We start from the raw sequence: 2796 nt of genomic DNA, 5'->3' as shown, positions 1-2796 counted from the left end.
GAAGGTTCATGAGGTTGCCGGCCAGCGGCCGGCACTACCCGCTTCGGTAGGTGCCCTGAACAGATCTTCGCCCGCGCGACACTGCGTCGCATCTACCCCCTGCCACAGGCCGCGAAAACAGGGTAAAATGTCGCGCTTCCCCACATCTCGGGTATGCCGATGCTGCGCATCCAGGCTGAAGCTCTCACCTACGACGACGTCTCGCTCGTCCCCGCTCATTCGACCATCCTGCCCAAGGACGTCAACCTCGAAACGCGGTTGACGCGCGACCTGAAGCTCAAGCTTCCGATCCTGTCCGCCGCCATGGATACCGTCACCGAAGCACGCCTGGCCATCGCCATGGCACAGCTGGGCGGCATGGGCATCATCCACAAGAACCTGAGCGTGGAGCAGCAGGCCGCTGAAGTGGCCAAGGTCAAGAAGTTCGAGGCCGGTGTCATCCGCGACCCGATCACCGTCGGCCCGGAAACCACCATCCGCGACGTGCTGGCCCTGACCCAGGCGCACAACATCTCCGGCGTGCCGGTGGTGGGCAGCGACGGCCTGCTGGCCGGCATCGTGACCCATCGCGACATGCGCTTCGAGACCGAGCTGGACGATCCGGTCCGCCACATCATGACCAAGAAGGATCGCCTGATCACGGTCAAGGAAGGCGCCGCGTCTGATGAAGTGCTGCAGCTGCTGCACCGCAACCGCATCGAAAAGGTGCTGGTGGTCAACGATGATTTCGCCCTGCGTGGCCTGATCACCGTCAAGGACATCCAGAAGAACACCGACTTCCCGAACGCTGCCAAGGACATCGCCACCCGCCTGCTGGTCGGCGCCGCCGTCGGCGTGGGTGGCGACACCGATCGCCGCGTTGAAGCGCTGGTCGCTGCCGGCGTGGACGTGATCGTGGTTGATACCGCGCACGGCCATTCGCAGGGCGTGCTGGACCGCGTCAGCTGGGTCAAGAAGAACTTCCCGAACGTGCAGGTCATCGGCGGCAACATCTGCACCGGTGAAGCCGCGCTGGCGCTGCTGGACAGCGGCGCGGACGCAGTGAAGGTGGGCATCGGCCCGGGCTCGATCTGCACCACTCGCGTGGTGGCTGGCGTGGGCGTGCCGCAGATCACCGCGATCGACCTGGTAGCCGAAGCGCTGCAGGACCGCATCCCGCTGATCGCCGACGGTGGCATCCGCTACTCCGGCGACATCGGCAAGGCGCTGGCCGCCGGTGCCTCGACCATCATGATTGGTGGCCTGCTGGCCGGTACCGAGGAATCGCCGGGCGAAACCGAGCTGTTCCAGGGCCGTTCGTACAAGAGCTACCGCGGCATGGGCTCGCTGGCTGCGATGGAGAAGGGGTCCAAGGACCGCTACTTCCAGGACGCCGCCACCGCCGACAAGCTGGTGCCCGAAGGCATCGAAGGCCGCGTGCCGTACCGCGGCCCGGTGGGCGGCATCATCCACCAGCTGATGGGCGGCCTGCGCGCCACCATGGGCTACGTGGGTTGCGCCACCGTCGAGGACATGCGCAGCAAGCCCAAGTTCGTGAAGATCAGCGGCGCCGGCCAGCGCGAGAGCCACGTCCATGACGTGACGATCACCAAAGAGCCGCCGAACTACCGCTCCTGATGCGGGACGAGCAAAGAGGAACGAGGAAGCTGATTCCCGTTCCTCTTTCTCCATCTGCCGCTGAAAAATTCTGACGTTTTCGTTTTCCCTACTGCATTGCCGGGGCGCCATGACCAACATCCATAACGACAAGATCCTCATCCTTGATTTCGGCGCGCAGTACACGCAGCTGATCGCCCGCCGCATCCGCGAGCTGGGCGTCTACTGCGAAATCTGGGCGTGGGACCACAACCCGGGCGAGATCGCCGCGTTCGGCGCCAAGGGCATCATCCTGTCCGGTGGCCCGGAATCGACCACGCTGCCGGGTGCGCCGGCCGCGCCGCAGGAAGTGTTCGACAGCGGCCTGCCGATCTTCGGCATCTGCTACGGCATGCAGACCCTGGCCGCCCAGCTGGGCGGTGCCACCGAAGCCGCTGACCAGCGCGAATTCGGCCACGCCGAAGTGAACGTGATCAACCCCGATGCACTGTTCAAGGGCCTGAGCGACCACGGCGGCGAGCCGAAGTTGAATGTCTGGATGAGCCACGGCGACCACGTCTCCGTTGCACCGCCGGGCTTCACCATCACCGCCACCACCGACCGCATTCCGGTGGCCGCCATGGCCAACGAAGAAAAGCGCTGGTATGGCGTGCAGTTCCACCCGGAAGTGACCCACACCCTGCAGGGCCAGGCGCTGCTGCGCCGCTTCGTGGTGGACGTGTGCGGCTGCCAGACCCTGTGGACCGCCGCCAACATCATCGACGACCAGATCGCCCGCGTGCGCGAACAGGTGGGCGATGACGAAGTGATCCTGGGCCTGTCCGGCGGCGTCGACTCGTCCGTGGTGGCTGCACTGCTGCACAAGGCCATCGGCGAGAAGCTGACCTGCGTGTTCGTGGATACCGGCCTGCTGCGCTGGCAGGAAGGCGACCAGGTGATGGCGATGTTCGCCGAGCACATGGGCGTAAAGGTCGTTCGTGTGAATGCCGCCGACCGATACTTCGCCGCGCTGGAAGGCGTGAGCGACCCGGAAGCCAAGCGCAAGATCATCGGCAACCTGTTTGTTGAGATCTTCGACGAAGAGTCGAACAAGCTGAAGAACGCCAAGTGGCTGGCGCAGGGCACCATCTACCCGGACGTGATCGAGTCGGCCGGCAGCAAGACCGGCAAGGCGCATGTGATCAAGAGCCACCACAACGT

Annotated in this window: 2 protein-coding genes; both read left to right on the top strand. The window is 64.9% G+C overall.

What is annotated here, in order from left to right:
• The first annotated feature begins 159 nt into the window (after window positions 1-159).
• Window positions 160-1617: an IMP dehydrogenase gene (guaB, locus tag AB4Y84_RS18475; protein ID WP_032976170.1), complete on the top strand. Its 1458-nt coding sequence runs from the start codon at window positions 160-162 to the stop codon at window positions 1615-1617.
• A gap of 109 nt (window positions 1618-1726) precedes the next feature.
• A partial coding sequence (gene guaA, locus AB4Y84_RS18470) for a glutamine-hydrolyzing GMP synthase (protein ID WP_442250619.1) occupies window positions 1727-2796 on the top strand: 1070 nt, incomplete at its 3' end.

Origin of the sequence: Stenotrophomonas sp. 2YAF22 (assembly GCF_052114665.1) — a bacterium.
Classification (GTDB): domain Bacteria; phylum Pseudomonadota; class Gammaproteobacteria; order Xanthomonadales; family Xanthomonadaceae; genus Stenotrophomonas; species Stenotrophomonas indicatrix.
The sequence above is the reverse complement of the archived record's forward strand: the minus strand, read 5'-3'. Positions and strand labels throughout refer to the sequence as shown.

Bases quoted from the DNA above. Each gene is read 5' to 3' on its own strand.
- guaB (WP_032976170.1), top strand. From the start codon at position 160: ATGCTGCGCATCCAGGCTGAAGCTCTCACCTACGACGACGTCTCGCTC.